Annotated in this window: 18 protein-coding genes and 1 pseudogene; 16 read left to right on the top strand and 3 right to left on the bottom strand. The window is 67.1% G+C overall.

What is annotated here, in order from left to right:
* Positions 1-125: 125 nt before the first annotated feature.
* Complete coding sequence (locus NKF06_RS06105) at positions 126-758, bottom strand: molybdenum cofactor guanylyltransferase (protein ID WP_042662247.1); 633 nt, start codon at positions 756-758, stop codon at positions 126-128.
* A gap of 58 nt (positions 759-816) precedes the next feature.
* Positions 817-2,968, bottom strand: a pseudogene (nasA, locus tag NKF06_RS06100) (assimilatory nitrate reductase NasA).
* A gap of 309 nt (positions 2,969-3,277) precedes the next feature.
* Here nasA and NKF06_RS06095 point away from each other — a divergent pair.
* From NKF06_RS06095 to NKF06_RS06075, 5 genes are all read left to right on the top strand, one after another.
* The gene (locus tag NKF06_RS06095; RefSeq protein ID WP_253244836.1) at positions 3,278-4,696 is read left to right on the top strand and encodes an ATP-binding protein; all 1,419 of its coding nucleotides are present in this window, start codon (positions 3,278-3,280) and stop codon (positions 4,694-4,696) included.
* 50 nt (positions 4,697-4,746) lie between these two features.
* Positions 4,747-5,358, top strand: a complete 612-nt coding sequence (locus tag NKF06_RS06090) for a hypothetical protein (RefSeq protein WP_253244835.1) — start codon at positions 4,747-4,749, stop codon at positions 5,356-5,358.
* 50 nt (positions 5,359-5,408) lie between these two features.
* Complete coding sequence (locus tag NKF06_RS06085) at positions 5,409-6,233, top strand: MBL fold metallo-hydrolase (RefSeq protein ID WP_058825903.1); 825 nt, start codon at positions 5,409-5,411, stop codon at positions 6,231-6,233.
* On the top strand, positions 6,230-6,442 hold the full coding sequence (locus NKF06_RS06080; RefSeq protein ID WP_253244834.1) for a hypothetical protein: 213 nt from the start codon (positions 6,230-6,232) through the stop codon (positions 6,440-6,442). Before NKF06_RS06085 ends, NKF06_RS06080 begins: the two co-directional genes overlap by 4 nt.
* Positions 6,443-6,503: 61 nt before the next feature.
* Positions 6,504-6,686, top strand: coding sequence for a hypothetical protein (locus NKF06_RS06075; protein WP_241768023.1), 183 nt, complete (start codon positions 6,504-6,506; stop codon positions 6,684-6,686).
* A 23-nt stretch (positions 6,687-6,709) separates the two neighbouring features.
* Here NKF06_RS06075 and NKF06_RS06070 read toward each other — a convergent pair whose 3' ends face one another.
* Positions 6,710-7,693, bottom strand: a complete 984-nt coding sequence (locus tag NKF06_RS06070) for a DUF5787 family protein (protein ID WP_253244833.1) — start codon at positions 7,691-7,693, stop codon at positions 6,710-6,712.
* Between the two features lie 126 nt (positions 7,694-7,819).
* On the opposite strand from NKF06_RS06070, the gene NKF06_RS06065 reads away from it, so the two are divergent.
* The 11 genes from NKF06_RS06065 to NKF06_RS06015 all read left to right on the top strand — a co-directional run bounded on the left by NKF06_RS06065 (position 7,820) and on the right by NKF06_RS06015 (position 15,485).
* Positions 7,820-8,629 carry a DUF6517 family protein gene (locus NKF06_RS06065; protein WP_253244832.1) on the top strand — a complete coding sequence of 270 codons (810 nt, stop codon included), beginning with the start codon at positions 7,820-7,822 and terminating at the stop codon, positions 8,627-8,629.
* Between the two features lie 237 nt (positions 8,630-8,866).
* Positions 8,867-10,102, top strand: a complete 1,236-nt coding sequence (locus NKF06_RS06060) for a translation initiation factor IF-2 subunit gamma (protein ID WP_253244831.1) — start codon at positions 8,867-8,869, stop codon at positions 10,100-10,102.
* A 22-nt stretch (positions 10,103-10,124) separates the two neighbouring features.
* Entirely contained in the window at positions 10,125-10,493 is a 369-nt protein-coding gene (locus tag NKF06_RS06055) for a twitching motility protein PilT (RefSeq protein WP_256477231.1), read from the top strand.
* A gap of 7 nt (positions 10,494-10,500) precedes the next feature.
* Positions 10,501-11,073 (top strand): DNA-directed RNA polymerase, encoded by a 573-nt coding sequence (locus tag NKF06_RS06050; RefSeq protein WP_004041780.1) that lies wholly within the window; start codon positions 10,501-10,503, stop codon positions 11,071-11,073.
* The gene (spt4, locus tag NKF06_RS06045; RefSeq protein WP_004041779.1) at positions 11,073-11,270 is read left to right on the top strand and encodes a transcription elongation factor subunit Spt4; all 198 of its coding nucleotides are present in this window, start codon (positions 11,073-11,075) and stop codon (positions 11,268-11,270) included. The genes NKF06_RS06050 and spt4 overlap by 1 nt, the downstream gene beginning before the upstream one ends.
* Positions 11,271-11,272: 2 nt before the next feature.
* Entirely contained in the window at positions 11,273-11,812 is a 540-nt protein-coding gene (locus NKF06_RS06040; protein ID WP_253244829.1) for a GTP-dependent dephospho-CoA kinase family protein, read from the top strand.
* 68 nt (positions 11,813-11,880) lie between these two features.
* Positions 11,881-12,186, top strand: coding sequence for a 30S ribosomal protein S24e (locus tag NKF06_RS06035; protein ID WP_004976369.1), 306 nt, complete (start codon positions 11,881-11,883; stop codon positions 12,184-12,186).
* A 33-nt stretch (positions 12,187-12,219) separates the two neighbouring features.
* Complete coding sequence (locus NKF06_RS06030) at positions 12,220-13,878, top strand: bifunctional N(6)-L-threonylcarbamoyladenine synthase/serine/threonine protein kinase (RefSeq protein WP_253244828.1); 1,659 nt, start codon at positions 12,220-12,222, stop codon at positions 13,876-13,878.
* Positions 13,879-13,942: 64 nt separating this feature from the next.
* Positions 13,943-14,221: a DUF5808 domain-containing protein gene (locus NKF06_RS06025; protein ID WP_058825909.1), complete on the top strand. Its 279-nt coding sequence runs from the start codon at positions 13,943-13,945 to the stop codon at positions 14,219-14,221.
* Between the two features lie 54 nt (positions 14,222-14,275).
* Positions 14,276-14,911, top strand: coding sequence for a non-canonical purine NTP pyrophosphatase (locus NKF06_RS06020; RefSeq protein ID WP_058825910.1), 636 nt, complete (start codon positions 14,276-14,278; stop codon positions 14,909-14,911).
* Positions 14,912-15,077: 166 nt separating this feature from the next.
* Positions 15,078-15,485 (top strand): ACT domain-containing protein, encoded by a 408-nt coding sequence (locus tag NKF06_RS06015; RefSeq protein WP_253244827.1) that lies wholly within the window; start codon positions 15,078-15,080, stop codon positions 15,483-15,485.
* Positions 15,486-15,843 lie beyond the last annotated feature (358 nt).

Raw genomic sequence — 15,843 nt, 5'->3', positions numbered from 1 at the left:
TTCGTCCATTCTATAACCGAATATTCCGAATATAAGGTTGTATTTTGGGCAGATAGTCGGTCTGTTATTGGACAATCTCAATTGAACATAATGGACGATAATGTGGTATGTGACTCGAACGCGACTCACCGACGAGCGGCGAGCGCGCGCAAGTCGTCGAAGGAGTTCACGTTGTGAAACGCGTGCGTTCCCGCGTGAGCCTCCACTTCGCGGTCGTCGAGGACGGTGACGTCGAGCGCGGACATCACGGCCTGTAGGCGGTCGTCACCGGCTCGGATGGTGTCGGTACAGGCGACCACGCCGGCGCGACAGTGGATGACTGCGGGGAGCGGTTGCATCGTCTCAGAGACCCGTGGGACGACGCCGGCGCCGCCCTGCAGGCGGCCGAAGAGGTGCGAGATGAACCCGCTCGGGACGAGCGGCATGTCGCACGGGAGGACCGCCGCGTACTCGGCGCTCGTCGCCCGCAGCGCGGTTCGCAGGCCGAAGACCGGCCCCCGGTCGGGATGGGAGTCCTCCGCGAACCGGACGTCGAAGTCCAAGAGCGCGCCGGCGAGCGCGTCCCGCTGTTCGGCGCGGCAGTTGACGACGAGTTCGTCGACGACGGGGTCGAGCGAGGCGGCGACCCGGTGAATCATGGGCTGGCCGCCGACGGTGGCCGTCGCCTTGTCGATGCCGCCGAATCGAGTCGACCGACCGCCGGCGAGAATGATGCCCGCACGGCCGGTGTCGAGGTGAGGGTGCGACTCGTCGGCCATTCTCAGGCGGCGGCGCGTTCGAGTTCGCGGGGCCGTCCGCCGGCGGCGGCGAGCGCCATCAGTCGCTCACCTCGGCCGCGAGGAGGTCGGTTGACGCGGTCGCCTCGGGGTGTTCGAGGCGGACGGCGCACTGCTTGAAGTTCGGTTCGTTCGACTGCGGGTCGACCGCAGGGCTGGTAAGTCGATTAGTCATCGGATGGTGAATAGAGAGCCAGACAAGGCCCGGCGGGACGGCGTCGTCGGGGTCGAGCGTCGCCGGGACCGACGCCCGGCGGGAGACGACGGTGGTTCGGCGGTCGCCTCGGGTCGGCGACCGCGTCGCGGTGCGCGTCGATTGTGTCGGGGTGCGCGCGGGCGACCGGCTCGTCCGGCGTGTCGCTGCGCGTGCGGACCCCGGTGTTGTACCCGTCGGCCTCGCGGCCGGTCGTGAGCGTCAGCGGGTACGACTCGTCGGCGGGTTCGGGGAGCGACGATCCAGAGAGCGCGCTGAACTGCGCCTTCCCGGACGGGGTCGGGAACGACCACGTCGGGTCGTCCGACTCCCCGTCGGCGTCGTCGTAGTAGCGGTAGCCACCCTCGCTCGTCGGGTCCGGCGCGGGCCAGCGGACGGCGCGCTCGCCGTCGAGACGGGTGTACGAGAGCCCCGAGCAGTCGGCGTCCGTGCCCTCGGTGAGGGCGGCGAACTCGTCGAACACGTCGCTCGGCGAGACCGACGGTCTCGGAAGCAGTCCGGGCGCGACACGAGCGGCCACGTCGGCGATGATGTCGAGGTCCTGTCTGACGCCCGGCGGCGTCTCGGTGGCCGGACGGACCCGCGAGACCGTCCGCTCCATGTTCATCGTGGTCCCCTCGGATTCGCCCCACGTCGCCGCGGGGAGCACCACGTCGGCGAGTTCGACCGTCTCGGACCGGAAGGCGTCCTGCACGACGAGGAAAGAGTCTTCGAGGACCTCGCGGGCGGCCGTGGCGTCCGGGAACCCGGCGAGCGGGTTGGTCGCGACGGTCCAGACGACCGACGGCGACGACTCGAACATGCCGACCGGCCCGGGTCCGTTGTCGTCGGGGAGCCGGGAGACGGGCACGTTCCACGCCTCGGCGACGGTCCGGCGGTGGTCCGGGTGTTCGAACGGTCGGTGGCCGGGCCACGTCCCCTTCGAGGAGACGACGCGGGTGCCCATCGAGTTCGCCTGGCCGGTGAGAGAGAAGGGGCCGGAGCCGGGACCGAGGTTACCGGAGGCGAGACAGAGGTTCACGAGCGCGCCGGCAGTCGCGGTGCCGCGGACGCTCTGGTTGACGCCCATGCCCCAGTAGACGAGCGTGGGCGCGTCGAGGAGCGACGCCAGTTTCTCGACCTCGTCGAGGGTGACGCCGGCCTCCGACGCTGCCTCCTCGACCGGGGGAAGTTCGTCGACGACGCGGTCGAACCCCTCGGTGTGCTCCGCGACGAACGCCTCGTCCACGCGGTCGGTCTCGACGAGATGGCCGAGAACCGCCTGCGCCAGCGCGAGGTCGCCGCCGGGGTCGATGGCGACGTGGTCGTCGGCGACCCCCGCGGTCTTCGTCTCGACGGGGTCGACGACGACGAGGTCGCCGTCATCGGCCGACTGGCGAATCCACCGGAACATCACAGGGTGGGCGACGGCCGGGTTTGCCCCCCAAACGAGGTGGGTCTCCGCCTCGGGGATGTCGTCGTAGGTCGGCGGCGGCGCGTCGCTCCCGAAGGCGCGGTAGTAGGCTTTGACCGCGCTCGCCATGCAGAGCGTCGTGTTCGCGTCGTAGTTTCGGGTGCCGATACCGCCGCGGGCGAGCTTCCCGAGGGCGTAGGCGGCCTCGTTCGTCTGTTGGCCGCTCCCGAGGACGGCGACCTCGTCGGGGTCGTCGGCCATCGCGTCGGTGATGGCGTCGCCGACGCGCGCGAGCGCGTCAGACCACGAGGTCTGCCGGAGTTCCCCGTCTTCCCTGACGAGCGGCCGCGTGAGCCACGACCCGTCAGGGTCGGCCGATTCGCGGATGCCACGACCGCAGGCCAGCCCGTTGTTGACGGGGTGTGAAGGGTCCCCCCGAACCGCTTCCAGCCCGTACGAGGTGTCGGAGCCGAGGTGGACGTGTCCACAGCCCACGGCACAGCGCATGCAGGTCGTCGGGACTTGTTTCGCCACGCGATTCACCACCGGCTGTTCGTCGAGAATGTACCGCATTTGGGCAGGCATCTCGTACCATTCGTGAATATCATTTCACTATCTTGGCTCACAGTGGCGGAAGATAACCATAAAACCCTAATCGTTTAAGAAAGAATATTTTCCCCGAGTATTCTGAAGAAAGAGACAATATACAAGCGTATGAAAGGAATATAATCGCGTAATAAATCCATTTTCGGATATGTTTTTGAATTATTTTTCTGAAATTAACGTCGCACGACGGGATCGCGCCAAGTTCCTTGTCATCGGGGAAGTTCGGTCGCGCGCACCAGCGGCGGCGCTCCGACGCTCTTATGCGTCTCCCCGGGCAATTTCTGGGGGATGAGTGAACGGGCGCTCGAGGTTGTCGAGTTTCTGCTGACGGCCCACCTCTACACCGACGACCGAACGCTTGACGAAAACGACCTTCCCCCGCGGTATCGACGCGTCTTCTGGGCGGACGCCGAGGACGACGGCGACGAGGACGACTCGTCGATGGCCGGCATCGAGCGACCGCTCGTTGTGACCGAGTCCATCGCGCGGAAGGCGACCGGCGTGGAACACCCCTGGGACGCGATTTCCGACCTTATGTTCACCCAGCGCGAGGATTTCTCCGGCCGCCTCTCTCTGACGCAGCCCGAGATGGCGCTGGAGTGGTTCGTCAAACGAGCCGACTACGACCGGCTCGTGACGAATCCGACGGTCGCGAAGTCCGTCGAGGACCGAGACGACGTGGACGTGACCCACGCAGAGGCCAGAGAACAGACCCGGCCGATTCACGCCGACCGCGTGTGGATAGACAGCCTGCTGGACGAGTACTTCGACGACGAGGACGACGCCGAGATGCTCGACCTCGTGCAGGTCCGCGCGCCCGAGGAAATCGAGATGACCCTCGACGACCTCGTGCTCACGACGGACCAAGAAGGCGAGATTCACAAGCTGATGAAGGCCATCGAACACCGCGAGTACCTCGCGGACATCGGCCTCCGCGAAATCGGGAAAATCCTGTTCGTCGGCCCGCCGGGGACCGGCAAGACCACCGTCTCGCGGGCGCTCGCCCACGAGCTCGGCCTCCCGTTCGTGGAGGTGAAGCTCTCGATGATTACGAGCCAGTACCTCGGCGAGACGGCCAAGAACGTCGAAAAGACGTTCGAGGTCGCAAAGCGGCTGTCGCCGTGTATCCTCTTTATCGACGAGTTCGACTCGGTGGCGAAGACCCGCCGGTCGGACGAGCACGCGGCGCTCAAGCGCGCGGTCAACACGCTGCTCAAGAGCATCGACGACATCTCGCTGATTCGCGACGAGGTCATTCTCATCGGCGCGACCAACCACCCCGACCAGCTCGACTCGGCGGCGTGGCGGCGCTTCGACGAAATCGTCAACTTCCCCAAGCCGGACCGCGGGATGCGCGCCGACATCCTCCGGGTCATCACGAACCGGATGGACATCGACGAGTTCGACCCCTCGGCCATCGCCGACGTGACGGAGGGCCTGACCGGCTCCGACCTCCGACTCGTCCTCCGCGAGGCCGTCCTCGAAGCGCTCACCGAAGAGCGGATGGAACTCACGCAGGACGACCTGCTTGAGGCCGTCGCCGACTTCGAAGAGCGTGACAACCTGAAGAACCTCGACATGATGTCCGACTCGTCGGAACTCGTCGCGGGGTCGGGTTCGGACGACGGCCACGACCACAGTCACGACCACGACCACGCGGACGAACACGAAGGCGAGACACAGAAGGACGCCGGCGCGGCGCAGTAACTCCGTCTTTCTGACAAAATATTTACTAGTGGGTCGCAAACGACGAGCCGATGCCCTCCAGCAGACGCCGATTCGTTCGCACGATTGCGGCGGGCGGGGTTCTCACGGCGCTTTCCGGGTGTACGTCGGACCTCGAACCGTCCACCGCGACGCCCCTCCCCGAACCGGAGTCGAATCCTGCGCCCGCCTCTGGTGACCCGATTACAGTTTCGCGCGACTACCGAGACTCGTCGAAGTACGACTACTACCCAGAGACTGGGGAGATTCGGCGACGCACCGACTATCGCAAACACGTGAACGAGTCGGGGACGACGAAAGAGCCGGTGTACGAACGAGAACCGGCGTCGTCGTGGGTGACGCGAGTCGGCGGGACCGTCGCGGGAGTCGAAGCGATGACGACGGCGCGAGAGCGACTCGGCGTCGAGTCGTTAGCTGACATCAGCCGGGGGATTGGCTACGACGACGGGGAAGCGAGGCGCGTGATGCTCGCCTACGAGGTGTGGCCGAATCGGAGCGGTGAAGCACGAACGCCGTCCGTCGAATTCGAGGCGCTCGTCTCGGCGGTTCCGCGCACGATTACTGCGAACCTCCAGTTCGAAGCGACGACGCTCTCGGGGACGTTCCACCCCGTGGTCGAATTCCGGCAGATATACCGGTCCTGACTCGCCGCGGTCGGCCACGTTTATACCTCGCCGCCCCCGTGGTTGAGTCAATGCGCGTGACCCTCCTCGGGACCGGCGACACGACCGGCACGCCCACCGTCGGGTGCGACTGCGAGACCTGCCTCGCGGCCCGCGAGCGAGGCATCGAGCGGACGCGCTTTTCGGTCCACGTGCAAAACGAGCGGACCGGCGAGTCGCTCCTCGTGGACTTCAGCCCCGACTTCCGCCATCAGTTTCTCACGCAGGACGTGCCGCTTCCCGACGAGGCCTTAGTCACCCACATCCACTTCGACCATCTCGACGGCCTCGGGAACGTCTACCGACTCCTCGACGACCTCGCGGTCCACGCCGCCGACGAGGTCGACCCGGTCACGGGCGAGAGCGTCGCCGACGCGATTCGCTCGAAGTTCGACTACCTCGACCGCATCTCGGTCGAAGACCAGACGCCGTTCGAATCGTTCCGCGCCTGCGGCCTCGACGTGACGTTCGTGCCGGTCGTCCACCCGCCGCTGGTCTGTTACGGCGTCGCCATCGAGGACCCCGAGACGGGCGCGAAGCTCTCGCTGTCCGGCGACTCCACCTACGCCATCCCCGAGGCGTCTCGCGACGTGCTCCGGAACCCCGACCTGCTTCTCGCCGAGGCCATCGTCCCCGCGTCGGTCTGCGAGTACCACCCCATCGGCGGCGACGACTACGACGAAAACGGGGTCGCACGAACCTTCGGTACGAAGCACATGACCCGCGAGGGAGCCATCGCGCTCGGCGAGGAACTGAACGCCGACGAGACGCGCCTCGTCCACGTAGCGCACTACTACCCCGCCGACGAGGCGTTCGAGGAGCCGCTGGCGGTCGACGGCGAGGTGTACGACCTGTGAAGCTGCGAACTATTGCCGGAGACAGGGCGTTCAGGTATCTCATGGTCGCCGGCGTCGTCGCGGCCGCGGGCAACTTCGTCCTGACGTACGTCGATACGGGCCAGTTGGACGTCTTCGGCGTCGTCGTTCAGGTCGGTTTCGTCGCCGTCATCGGCGTCGCGCTCGTCACCTACTGGAACTACATGGAACAGCGGGCCGACGCGGAGTGAGGGTCGGGAGCGAACCCGGCAGTCCGGTGCGGTTTTGCGACCGGGGCGCGTCGAGACGGTCGTGACCGATATCCTCGCGGCGCTCCGATACAGCACGCCGATGGCAGTCGTCGCCGGCGTCGTCTGGTTCCTCGTCGCCTCGTGGTCCGGCGAGCCGAACTGGGTCGAGGGCGCGGTGTTCGTCGTCGGCTTCGGCGTCGTCGCCACGCTCGGTTGGGTCTACTCAGACGAGCGGAACGAGTAGGACTCGGCGGGAGGCTGGGCGAGTCAGAAGTACCGGTCGAGTCCCGACTGTCTGCGAACCGCGCCGGCCGGGTCGGCGACCCAGTCCGTCCGCGACTCGCGGAGGCCCTCGCGGTCCAGTTCGGGTGGGTCGGCCGCCTCGAACGCCGAGCAGTCGGCACCGCACTCGGAGCCGGGGTCGACCACGCGGTCGAAGTGGGCACAGACGGGGCGGCCGTCGGCGTCGACGCGGGCGTGGGCGCAGGCGGGGAGGTCGTAGGCGCGCCACCCTTTCCCGTAGGCTCGCTCGGCGAGTCGGAGGCGCGCGGTTCGCTTTTCCGCGGGCGAGACGAGCGCCACATCGGTGTGGAGCGAGTGGTACTCGACTGGTTCGACGCCGGTCGAACCGGGTGAGAGCGGTCGAGGGTCGCGGACCACCTCTCGGTCGCCGGTGTCGGGGTCGAAGCGCCAAACGCCGACTTCCTCGGGGATGCGGTTGAGGTGCGCGCCGGTGACGTAGCTCTCAGTCGTGAGAATCACCTCGTCGAAGACCGCGAGGCTCACGTCGAGGCGAAGCTGTCGGAGTAGGTCACCGGGACTGCCGAGGTCGGGCTTGTTCTCGATGCCGACGAGTCGGGCGAACCAGTCGTCTGGATAGCGGGCGGCGCGGCGGACGTACTCTCGGCTCCGGCGGCGCTCGGACTCGAAGAAGCCAACCTCGACGGCGCGGTCGGTGGCCCGCCGGGCGCGGCCGGGGTGGCAGTCGAAGCCGTCGCGCCAGAAGACGGCGCTTCCGGCCCCCACGTCGCTCTCGATGGCCGTTGCGGGTATCGCGCTGTCGGTGATGCAGGCGCGCTCGTCGAATCCCGGCCCCGGGACGACGGCGCATACGTCGATGATGCGACTCCCCGGCGAGGCGACCGACGCGCCGAGTTGGCGCGCAGGCAGCCAGTCTGTCGTCTGTTCGAGGTGGGCGCAAAGCGCCAGTTCGAAGGCGAACTCCGAGGGCGACGACACCGGAGCGGGCACGTGAGACGATCGGGGACGGAGCGGGAAAAAGGTCGCTCTCGGAGCCGCTGCCGAGTCGTGTCGGTGTTCTCGGATTTGATTTTCGGGGAGACACCTATTTGAAACAGAGCACGGCAGTACTGACCGATGAAGGGGGAAAACAACGCAACCCACAGTATCAGACGGAGGACGTACCTCGGTATCGCGGCCAGCGCGGGGCTCGCGAGCCTCGCCGGCTGTAGTTCCGGGACGACCGCGAGCGCCGCGAGGGCACCGCCGAAGGTTCCGAAGGGGGCGCTCAAAGCCGGCGGCTGGGAGTACATCGGGGGACACTCCCTCGACCCGGCGTTCGAGCGGTCGGTCGGCCCGGCGAGCGTCTCCGCGGCGTTCGAGACGCTCGTCTACGAGGACATGGACCTCTCCGAGACGCTGAAAGAGAAGACGCTCGGACAGGCCGAGGGGCAGTTCTCCCTGTTCTTCGCGACGCGCGTGACGCTCAATCCGAGCCTGTCGAACCTCCCGGGGACGGTCCGCGGGACGGTCGTCGACCTGGTCGAGAAGCACGCCCGGAAGCACTACGAGGGGCAGTTGCGGGACGTGGACGTGACCGACATCGAACAGACGGACACGCGGTCGACGACGGTCGACACCGGTGATTCGGCGCGCGTGACCGAGTACGGAGCCACGATTGCCTTCGACGAGATTACGTTCCCGTTCACCGACGAGAAAGAGTTCACCATCGAGAGCCAGGAGTTCGACGTGAGCGGGATGCTCGCCGTCTGGGAGCACGACGGGACGATTCTCGTCGCCGGCGGCGCACACCCCGGCGAGAACATCGAACTCAGCGTGACCAAGGAGCCGACCGAGGCCATCGAGGTCTCGGTCGACATCGACCTCGAACTCACGCCGGACGCCTACCGCGAGGAGCTTCGCTCGCTCGTCAAGGGCGTCGAATAACCGACGGATTCCGGAGTCGATAGCCGTTCGAGGGGGTACTCGAATCGGTCCGCGAACCGTCGTGCTGGGGGGCACGACGAACCATTTTTCGAGGCATCGCCGGGAGCGGGAGACGCCGCTGAATCGCCGCGCGCGGTGTGTGACCGCCCGACGTAGCCACAGCAGCCCCGGTCCGAGAACAGCACCTTTATCAGTCGTTCGGAGCCAAGTTCACGCAAGATTACTCTCAGGAGGTCAATGGTGACGAAAAACCCACAACAACCGGAGGTGAACATCGGACTCGTCGGTCACGTCGACCACGGAAAGACGACGCTCGTTCAAGCGTTGTCCGGCTCGTGGACGGACCAACACTCGGAGGAGATGAAGCGCGGAATCTCCATCCGACTGGGGTACGCCGACGCGACGTTCCGTCAGATTCCCGGCGTTGACGCGCCGGAGTGTTACACGGTCGAAGAGGAGACCGAAGACGGCGATGAGACGGACGTACTCCGCACCGTCTCGTTCGTCGACGCGCCCGGTCACGAGACGCTCATGGCGACCATGCTCTCTGGTGCCGCCATCATGGACGGCGCCATCCTGCTCGTGAGCGCGACCGAGGACGTGCCGCAGGCCCAGACGGCCGAGCACCTGATGGCGCTCGATATCATCGGCATCGAGAACATCGTCATCGCGCAGAACAAGGTCGACCTCGTCGACCGCGAGCGCGCCCTCGACAACTACGAACAGATCAAGGAGTTCGTGGAGGGAACGGTGGCCGAAGACGCGCCCATCGTCCCCATCAGCGCCCAGCAGGAGGTCAATCTCGACCTCCTCATCGAGGCCATCGAGGAGGAGATTCCGACGCCCGACCGCGACGAGACCGAAAACAGCCGGATGTTCGTCGCGCGCAGCTTCGACATCAACCGCCCGGGGACGACCTGGGACGGCCTCATGGGCGGTGTCATCGGCGGCAGCGTCGTCGCCGGTAAGCTCGAGGAGGGCGATGAACTCGAACTCCGCCCCGGCCGCGAAGTCGACGAGGAGGGCCAGACCGAATGGCGCTCCATCACGACCGAGGTCCGCTCGCTGCAGGCGGGCGGCAACATGGTCGATGAAGTCCGCCCTGGCGGCCTCTGCGGCGTCGGGACCGGTCTCGACCCGAGCTTCACGAAGGGCGACGCACTCGCAGGACAGGTCGCCGGCGAGCCCGGCACGCTCCCGCCGACGCGCGAGCAGTTCACCATGGACGTTGAACTGCTCGACCGCGTCGTCGGCGGCGAGGAAGACGAGGGTATCGACGAGATATCCACCGGCGAGCCCCTGATGCTCACCGTCGGCACCGCGACCACGGTCGGCGCGGTAACGAGTGCGCGAAGCGGCGAGGCGGAAGTCTCGCTCAAGCGCCCCGTCTGCGCCGCCGAAGGTTCGAAGATAGCCATCAACCGCCGCGTGGGCGCCCGCTGGCGGCTCATCGGTATCGGGACGCTCAAGTGACGTGACCGCCACCGTAGTCGTCATGGACACGAACGCGCTCATGATGCCGGTCGAACTCAACGTCCGCGTGTTCGACGAGCTCGACCGGCTGCTCGCGGCCGACGCGGACCTCGTGGTCCCAACTGCCGTCCTCGACGAGCTGGAGAAGCTCTCGGCGGGCGGCGGGACCGAAGGCGTCGCGGCGAGCGTGGGCGCGGACCTGGCGACCCGGTGCCGGGCGGTCGAAACCGAGGAATCGTACGCCGACGACGCGGTCGTCGAACTCGCCGAATCGGGCGAGGCCGACTACGTCGTCACGAACGACAAGCCCCTCCGTGACCGGGTGCTCGACTGCGGGATTCCCGTCGTCGGCATCCGGGGGCACGCCACGCTGGCAATCACGGAACCTTAACGAAACTATGTACAAACGGGTACGACTCAAAGATACAGTCGAAGTCCCACCCCGACACCTGGGCGACGTGACGCCCGAGCGGGTCAAGCGACTGTTGCAGGACAAGTTGGAAGGACGGATGGACGAGGACGTGGGGAGCGTCGTGAGCGTCGTGAACGTCAACGACATCGGCGAGGGCACCGTGCTGCCCAACCGCCCCGGCGTCTACTACGAGGCCGATTTCGACGCCATCACCTACGACCCCGACATGCAGGAGGTCGTCGACGGCATCGTGGTCGAAGTCGTCGAGTTCGGTGCCTTCGTCGGCATCGGACCGGTCGACGGGCTGCTGCACGTCTCGCAGATATCCGACGAATATCTCGCCTACGACGGCGAGAATCAACAGCTCGCGTCGACCGAGTCCAACCAGACGCTCGCCGTCGACGACGAGGTGCGCGCACGCATCGTCACGAAGAGCATCGACGAGCGCAACCCGCGCGACTCGAAGATCGGCCTCACGGCCAAACAGCCGGGGCTCGGCAAGCACGGCTGGCTCGAATCGAAGCGCCAGCAGAGCGAGGCCTCGGCGGAGGGTAACTGATGGCGAAGCCCCGTCTCGCCTGCCGCGAGTGCCACTTCGTCAACGATCCGGACAAACAGACGTGCGAGAACTGCGGGTCGAGCAGTCTCACCGAGGACTGGGCGGGTTACGTCGTCATCACCCACCCCGAAGACAGCGAAATCGCCACCGAGATGAACGTCACCGAACCCGGTGGCTACGCGCTGAAGGTCCGCTGAGCATGCTCACCCTGCCGACGGCGCTTCGCGCGGCGTTCAAAGAGCCGTTCGGCCCGGTGTACACCGAGGCCGACGACCTCCTCGCAGACGCATCCAGCGAGGACGCGGACGCGCCGCTCGTCGCCGTCGGCGACGTCGTCACCTTCCACCTCCGCCGCGCCGGTCGCCCGCCGGACGTGGCAGTCATCGACGGCAAGACGAAGCGCGAGGCCGTCGGCGAGGAGATTCGCCGCGCGGTCGAGACCGGCCGCCTCGTCGAGGTCGAAAACGAACCGGGAGCCGTCTCCGTCGACCTCGTGGCCGCGCTCGTGGCCGCGCTCGACGCCGACGAGCCGACGACGCTCCTCGTCGAGGGCGAAGAGGACCTCGCCACGCTCCCGGCGGTGCTCGCCGCGCCCGTCGGCTCGACCGTCGTCTACGGCCAGCCCGACGAGGGAATGGTCCGCGTGACCGTCACCGACGCGGCCAAGACCGAGATGCGGGACCTCCTCGCGCAGTTCGACGGCGACTTCGACGCCGTGGTCGCGCCCATCGACGCCTGAGACGCGGGCGCGCTCGTCCCTTCGAAATCCTTTTACTTGCTTCGGAGGGAATTACTGGTAACTGAACCATGGATATCGAAATCATCTCCGAGGAGGAGAACCCCATGTTGCACCGGACGGACGTTCGATTCGAGATCGTCCACGAGGAAGCGACGCCCTCTCGTCTGTCGGTCCGCGACTCGCTCGCGGCCAAACTGAACAAGGACTCCGACGAGGTCGTCGTCCACGAACTTGACACGAAGTTCGGCATGCGCAAGACCGCGGGCTACGCGAAGGTCTACGAGAGCCCCGAGTTCGCGCGCGACGTCGAGCAGGAGCACATGCTCGAGCGCAACAAGATCACCGACGCCGAAGTCGAAGCCGAAGAGGCGTAGTCCCGGCTTCGAACCGCCGTTTCTTCACACTCGATGCGCATTCTCGGAATCGAAGGTACAGCGTGGGCCGCGAGCGCCGCGGTTTTCGAGACCGACGACCCCGACGCGCTCCGCTCCGGAACCGGGCGGACGCCAGACCCCTCGGCCGACCACGTCTTCATCGAATCTGACCCGTACCAGCCCGACAGCGGCGGCATCCACCCGCGCGAGGCCGCAGAGCACATGGGGACCGCGATCCCCGAGGTCGTCGAGACCGCGCTCGCGCACGCCGCGGAGCGACACGACGGCGACGGCCCCGTCGTGGACGGCGTCGCTTTCTCCCGCGGCCCCGGTCTGGGGCCGTGTCTCCGCATCGTCGGCACCGCGGCCCGCTCGGTCGCCCAGACGCTCGACGTGCCGTTGCTCGGCGTCAACCACATGGTCGCGCACCTCGAAATCGGCCGTTATCAGTCCGGTTTCGACTCGCCGGTCTGTCTGAACGCCTCGGGCGCGAACGCCCACCTGCTGGGCTACCACAACGGCCGCTACCGCGTCCTCGGCGAGACGATGGACACCGGCGTCGGCAACGCCATCGACAAGTTCACCCGCCACGTCGGCTGGACCCACCCCGGCGGCCCGAAAGTCGAGGCGGCCGCGAAGGACGGCGACTACGTCGAACTGCCGTACGTCGTCAAGGGGATGGACTTCTCGTTTTCCGGCATCATGAGCGCCGCGAAGGACGAGGCGGACGCGGGCACGCCCGTGCCCGACATCTGCGCCGGCCTGCAGGAGACCATCTTCGCCATGCTCACCGAGGTAGCCGAGCGCGCCCTGTCGCTCACGGGGACGGACGAACTCGTCCTCGGGGGCGGCGTGGGCCAGAACGCCCGCCTGCGCGAGATGCTCGCGGAGATGTGCGACCAACGCGGCGCGAAGTTCCACGCGCCGGAACCGCGGTTCCTCCGCGACAACGCCGGCATGATAGCCGTGCTCGGCGCGCGCATGCTCGCCGCGGGCGACACGCTCGCGGTCGAGGAATCGACCGTAGACCCGAACTTCCGCCCCGACCAGGTCGACGTGACGTGGCGCGGCGCGGACGAGTCGGTCGCGCGCGCCTACACTGATGACGGCGCGATTCGCGGGGCCGAGGCGACCGTCGACATCGGCGCTGACGAGGTCGTCAAGCGGCGCGTTCCGAAGACGTACCGCCACCCGGAACTGGACGACAGACTCCGCCGTGAGCGGACGAAAGCCGAGTCGCGGCTGACGAGCGACGCCCGGCGCGCCGGCGTTCGGACGCCCGTCATTCGGGACGTAGATCCCGTCGAGGGCGTCATCACGTTCCAGCGGGTCGGCGACGCGGACCTCGCGGAGCGACTGGACTCCGAATCAGTCCGCGTCGTCGGCGAGTACCTTGCGCGCCTCCACGGGGCCGGTATCGTCCACGGTGACCCGACGACGCGGAACGTCCGCGTCGGGACCGGACCCGACGGCGACCCGCGCGTGTATCTCATCGACTTCGGCCTCGGCTTCCACACGGGCCATGTCGAGGACCACGCGATGGACCTCCACGTGTTCACCCAGAGCGTCGAGGGGACCGCTGACGACGCCGCCCCTCTCATCGACGCGCTCGAATCGGGCTACGAGGCCGTCGGCTCCGAGGAGGTCATCGCCCGGTTGCGAGAGGTCGAGTCACGCGGCCGGTACCGGTAGGTCGCCGCGGACTCCCCGTCGGAAGGCCAAAACGATTTATCCCGAGCCGGCGTATTTGTCTCACATGGCAGACAAACCGCAGCGCGGAACGCTTTTCGGCATCCCGTACAACTTCGAGCGCCCGAGCGCCGGCCGACTGCTCTCGTCGTACTGGCAGCCCGGCAAGGGCATGCTGGTCGAAAAGCCGTTCGGCATTGGCTACACGCTGAACCTCGCAAGCTGGCGGTCGTGGGTCGTTCTCCTCGTCGCCGGCGGCCTCCTCTGGAACGAGCGCCAGAAGGCAGAGGAGAAAGAAGACGAGGCCGAGGCCGACGAGGGCCCCGTCGAAGTCATCGTCGACTGAGGCGAAGCGACCGACACCGACGACTTTTCTACGTCCGCCCGCGGAGGGGCGGGCATGCTTCGATACGTCACCACGAACGCGGGGAAGGTCCGCGAGGCGCTCTCGTACCTCGACGACGACGTGACCCAACTCGACTTCGACTACACCGAGGTGCAGGCGTCCGAACTCGGTCCCATCGCGGCCCACGGCGCGCGCGAGGCCTACCGCTACGCCGACGAACCGGTGCTCGTGGACGACTCCGGTCTCTTCATCGACGGCTTCGAGGGCTTCCCCGGTCCGTACTCTTCGTACGTCCAAGACACCCTCGGCGTCGAGACGGTCTACCGGCTGGCCGCGGCCGAACTCGACGAGCCCCGGCGGGCCTCGTTCCGCTGCGTCCTCGCGTACTGTGACGGCGAACCCTTCGAGGCGAGTCCGGACCCGATAGACCGCGACGACCGGACCGTCGCGGCCGCCCACGGCGCGGAACAGGACGCGGAAGAGACGGAGGCGCTCCCGGTGAAGCTCTTTACGGGAAGCATCAACGGGCGCATCGTCCCGCCCCGCGGCGAGGACGGCTTCGGCTACGACCCCATCTTCGAACACGACGGCGCGACGTTCGCGGAGATGAGCACCGAGGAGAAAAACGGTATCTCCCACCGCGGGCGGGCGTTAGCGAAGTTCGCGACGTGGTACGCCGAACGTCAGTGAGGCGTACGTCGTCGGGCGCGAAGCGTCCGACGGAAGTTCGCCGAGCGGTAGCGAGGCGAATCTCGTCTATCCTGACTGAGGAGTTCAACAGAGCCGCCTGAGCGATAGCGAGCCGACCACCGCTACCAGCCGCTACGCTTACCCCGCCGGAGCGACCCCGAGACGCATGGACCCGAGCGACTTCTTCGAGGGCGGGACCGTGACCATCTCGGAGGCGACCTACGCGGTCGTCAAGGCCGAGCGGGGCGACCCGGACGCCTTCGCGACGATTCGAGACGACAAGGAGACGACGGTCGTCGTCGAAGAGGAACGCGTCGACGAGGCGACCGCCGTCGAGGTCGAATGGGGCTGGAAGCGACTCACCTTCGAGATGGTCCTACCGTTCGAACTCGTCGGCTTTCTGGCGCGGGTCGCGGGCGCGCTCGCCGAAGCGGACATCTCGGTGTTCGCGCTGTCGGCGTACTCGACCGACCACGTGCTCGTCCGGGAGGACGACGTGCCGGCGGCCGCAACGAAACTCGAATCACTCGGCTGTACCGTCGAGCGCGCCGGGACCACCGACGACGGGAACTAACGTCGAAACTAGTTCGCGAGCAAACAGGTTGATACGTTCGGCGGGAACAGACTAGCCGTGATGCCCCCCGACTGCGATAAACGCCCTCCACTCGTCACCAGCCCCTCCAGCGGTACCGACCGCACGCGGTCCGCCAGATTGACAGCCGACCCCGGTTCCGTCACTCCCCACAATCGCGGGGGTTCACACTCAGGGACCGCGGGCGCGTACGAGAACGCATGAACCGAGCGAGCGTCGTCGCCGCCGGCGCGGCGAGCGGCTACGGCATCGCCGTCTTCGCCGCCATCGCGGTGTTCTTCGGCGACGCCTCGCAGGGACTCGGTGTGGCCGTCGGCTTCGGTCTCGTGACCGTCTCGCC

The organism is Haloferax sp. AB510 (assembly GCF_024136985.1).
GTDB lineage: Archaea > Halobacteriota > Halobacteria > Halobacteriales > Haloferacaceae > Haloferax.
The sequence above is the reverse complement of the archived record's forward strand: the minus strand, read 5'-3'. Positions and strand labels throughout refer to the sequence as shown.